Raw genomic sequence first — 3,585 nt, 5'->3', positions numbered from 1 at the left:
CGCGAAGGCGGCCCGCCTGCGGCGCCGCGATTACGGCCGGGCCGCCTTCGCGACCGCCATCGACGACGGTCTGATGCCCGACGAGGTCCGGGGCATCCTGGCCGGCCGCAGGATCGTCGACGCCTTCCCGGTGCGACGGGGCGAGAGCCCGCCGGCCTATGCCGGCCGCGCGGTGGCCGAGATGATGGTCGCCTATCTCGCGCACGAAGCGGCCTGAGCCGCCGCCCTGCTCGGCCCCAAGCGTGATCCCCTCAAATTCCAATCCGTGAGACGACCTGCGCGAAGGCGCAGGCGAGAGGTCTTGGCATGCCGAACGACAAGCCCCGCCGCATCCCGTCCCGCTTCGCAACTCCGTTCGCGACCACCTGCGCGGCCTCGGCGCTCGGCGTCGCCTGCCTCGTCGGCGCCGTCTCGGCCGACACGCGGACCGCCGTGCGGATGGCGTTCGTCGGCGCCTCGACGGACCTCGCACAGCGTTTCGCGCCGGAGGAGGTGGGAGCGCGAGTCGTCCTCGGGCCGGGCGGGGCCGACGTGCGGGTGGCCGGCGACCTGATGGACGGCGTCGCGCTACAGGTTGCGAACCTGCTCGCCGCGCATCCAACCGTTCGCCGCATCCATCTCACCAGCGGCGGCGGCCTCGTCGAGGAGGGGCTGGCGTTGGGCGCGCTGATCGCCGAGCACCAGCTCGACACCTACGTTCCCGACGAGTGCGCCTCGGCCTGCACCCTGGCCTTCGTCCGCGGCCGCGGGCGCTACCTCGGCGCGAGCGGGCGGCTCGGCTTCCACGCCCCCTACGAAGCCGGCCTGTTCGGGCAGGCCTTCGCGGTCGACGCGGCCCCCGAGCGGGCGGCCTATCGCGCGGCGGGGCTCGCTGCGGACTTCACCGCCGAGGCGCTGGCGGTCGCCTCCGACGACATCTGGATGCCTGACGCCGACCGCCTGATCCGGGCCGGCGCCGTGACCGAGGTGGTGGAGACCGACCGCTTCCCCGACTCGACCCTGGACGACGACGACAGCCCGCTCGCGGCCCGCGCGCAGGTGCTGCGCAACCTGCCGATCCTCGCCCAAGCGGAGCCTGCCGCCATCGATCGGATCGCCGCCTGGTACCGCGACGGCTACCACGACGGCCGCTCGGAGGCGGATGCCCTCGACGGGATGCGCGCCCACGCGAGCGCGCACCTGCGGGGCCTGTTCCGCCGGGCCGACGACGCCACGGTCCGCGCCCTCGGGCATGCGACCCTGACGGCGATGCGCGCGGCGCTGCAGGCGGAGAAGGTGGCGCGCGCAGGCAAAGCGTAGGTCCCGGCGCGCGCACCCGCAGCCCCTTCAAAAGACGGCCCGCGCCTCTCACGTAAACGGCCCACTGCATCGCCTGCCCTGCGTAGCCACGGGGGGCTGGCCTCGTGCGGCGGCGATCCGGTACAAGCCGCCGGTCCACCGGGCGAACCGAAAGACAACTCAGCATGTGCGGCATCGTCGGCATCGTCGGTAACGGGGCAGTGGCCGGTCCGCTGGTCGAGGCGCTTCGCCGCCTGGAATACCGCGGCTACGACTCCGCCGGCATCGCCACGCTGGAGCACGGGCGGTTGGCCCGGCGGCGGGCCTCGGGCAAGCTCGTCAATCTCGAGGCGAGGCTGCGCGAGGAGCCGCTGGCCGGCGCGATCGGCATCGGCCACACCCGCTGGGCGACGCATGGCCGCCCCAACGAGACCAACGCCCACCCGCACGCCACCGCGCGGCTCGCGGTCGTGCACAACGGCATCATCGAGAACTTCCGCGAACTGAAGCACGAGCTCGAGGCCAAGGGTGTCCGGTTCGAGAGCGAGACCGACACCGAGGTGGTGGCCCAGCTCGTCAGCCATGCCATGGACCAGGGCCTCGGGCCGGTCGAGGCGGTGGCCGCCTGCCTCCCGCGCCTGCGCGGCGCCTTCGCCCTCGGCTTCCTGTTCGCCGGCCACGACGACCTGCTGGTCGGCGCCCGGCACGGGGCGCCGCTCGCCATCGGCTACGGCGCGGGCGAGACTTATCTCGGCTCCGACGCGCTGGCGCTGGCGCCGTTCACCGACGCGCTCACCTATCTGGAAGAGGGCGACTGGGCGATCCTGTCGCGCTCTGGCGCCGAGATCCGAGACATCCACGGCGCGGTCGTCCAGCGCCCGCGCCAGACCATCGCGACGCAGGCCTACCGGATCGACAAGGGCAACCACCGCCACTTCATGGCCAAGGAGATCCACGAGCAGCCGGAGGTCGTCGGCCGCACGCTCTCCCACTACGTCGACCTCGCGCAAGGGCGCGTCGCGCTGCCCGAGCCGCTGCCCTTCGACTTCGCCAAGCTGTCGCGCCTCAACATCACCGCCTGCGGCACCGCCTACTATGCGGGGCTGGTGGCCCGTTACTGGTTCGAGCAGATCGCGCGGCTTCCCGTCGAGATCGACGTCGCCTCCGAGGCGCGCTACCGCGAGGCGCCGCTCGAGCGCGACGGGCTGACGCTCGTCATCTCGCAATCGGGCGAGACCGCCGACACCCTGGCTTCGCTGCGCTACGCGAAGTCCCAAGGGCAACACAGCGTGTGCGTCGTCAACGTGCCGACCTCGACCATCGCGCGGGAATCCTCCGTGGCGCTGCCGACGCTCGCCGGCCCCGAGATCGGCGTCGCCTCGACCAAGGCCTTCTCCTGCCAGCTCACCGTGCTGCTGTGCCTGGCCATCGCCGCCGGCCGCGCCCGCGGCACCATCGACGCCGCGGAGGAGCGCCGCCTCGTCGACGCGCTGATCACCGTGCCCGGCCTGATGGCCGACGCGCTGGCCCGCGAGAACGAGATCGAGGGGCTGGCCCGCGAGATCGCCAAGGCGCGGGACGTGCTCTACCTCGGCCGCGGCACCAGCTACCCGATGGCGATGGAGGGCGCGCTGAAGCTGAAGGAGATCAGCTACATCCACGCGGAAGGGTATGCGGCGGGCGAGCTCAAGCACGGGCCGATCGCGCTGATCGACGAGAGCGTGCCGGTGATCGTGATCGCCCCGCACGACGCGGTGTTCGAGAAGACCGTGTCGAACATGCAGGAGGTCGCCGCCCGCGGCGGGCGCATCGTGCTGATCGGCGACGCCAAGGGCGCAGCCGAGCACGGGCTCGACACCCTGGCCACGGTGACGATGCCCGACCTCGACCCGACGGTCGCGCCGATCGTCTACGCGGTGCCGATCCAGCTCGTCGCCTACCACACCGCCGTCGTCATGGGTAAGGACGTGGACCAGCCGAGAAACCTCGCCAAGTCCGTCACGGTGGAATAGACGCGATCTTTCAAACAGTTCGCCACGGCCTCGGATGACGCGCGGGTCCCCCCCCCCCCTCCTCCGGGCCGGCCCCCTCGCTGTCGGCTGCCGCCTCGCTTCGCCGACGACAAGGTCGGCAAAGCCCTCTCCCCGCACGCGGGGCGAGGGGATGCGCGCGCATCGAATCGCCAAAAGCAGGGATGCGTGTGAATCCGGTGGCACCGGATCAGAAGCCGATCAGCAGGATCGCCAGCGCCGCGAGGGCGGCGCCGACGGCCGGGCCGGCGACCGGGATCAGGGCGTAGCCCCAATC

Annotated in this window: 2 protein-coding genes and 1 pseudogene; all 3 read left to right on the top strand. The window is 72.4% G+C overall.

What is annotated here, in order from left to right:
* Positions 1 to 217, top strand: a pseudogene (locus tag FV222_RS20235) (hypothetical protein); the annotation flags it as partial.
* 89 nt (positions 218 to 306) lie between these two features.
* Positions 307 to 1,299, top strand: coding sequence for a hypothetical protein (locus FV222_RS20230; RefSeq protein WP_147815485.1), 993 nt, complete (start codon positions 307 to 309; stop codon positions 1,297 to 1,299).
* 164 nt (positions 1,300 to 1,463) lie between these two features.
* The gene (gene glmS, locus FV222_RS20225) at positions 1,464 to 3,290 is read left to right on the top strand and encodes a glutamine--fructose-6-phosphate transaminase (isomerizing) (protein WP_147815484.1); all 1,827 of its coding nucleotides are present in this window, start codon (positions 1,464 to 1,466) and stop codon (positions 3,288 to 3,290) included.
* Positions 3,291 to 3,585: the final 295 nt, after the last annotated feature.

The organism is Methylobacterium sp. WL103 (assembly GCF_008039885.1).
GTDB lineage: Bacteria > Pseudomonadota > Alphaproteobacteria > Rhizobiales > Beijerinckiaceae > Methylobacterium > Methylobacterium cerastii.
The sequence above is the reverse complement of the archived record's forward strand: the minus strand, read 5'-3'. Positions and strand labels throughout refer to the sequence as shown.

Coding starts and splice junctions, on each gene's coding strand:
- glmS (WP_147815484.1), top strand. CDS start 1,464: ATGTGCGGCATCGTCGGCATCGTCGGTAACGGGGCAGTGGCCGGTCCG.
- FV222_RS20230 (WP_147815485.1), top strand. CDS start 307: ATGCCGAACGACAAGCCCCGCCGCATCCCGTCCCGCTTCGCAACTCCG.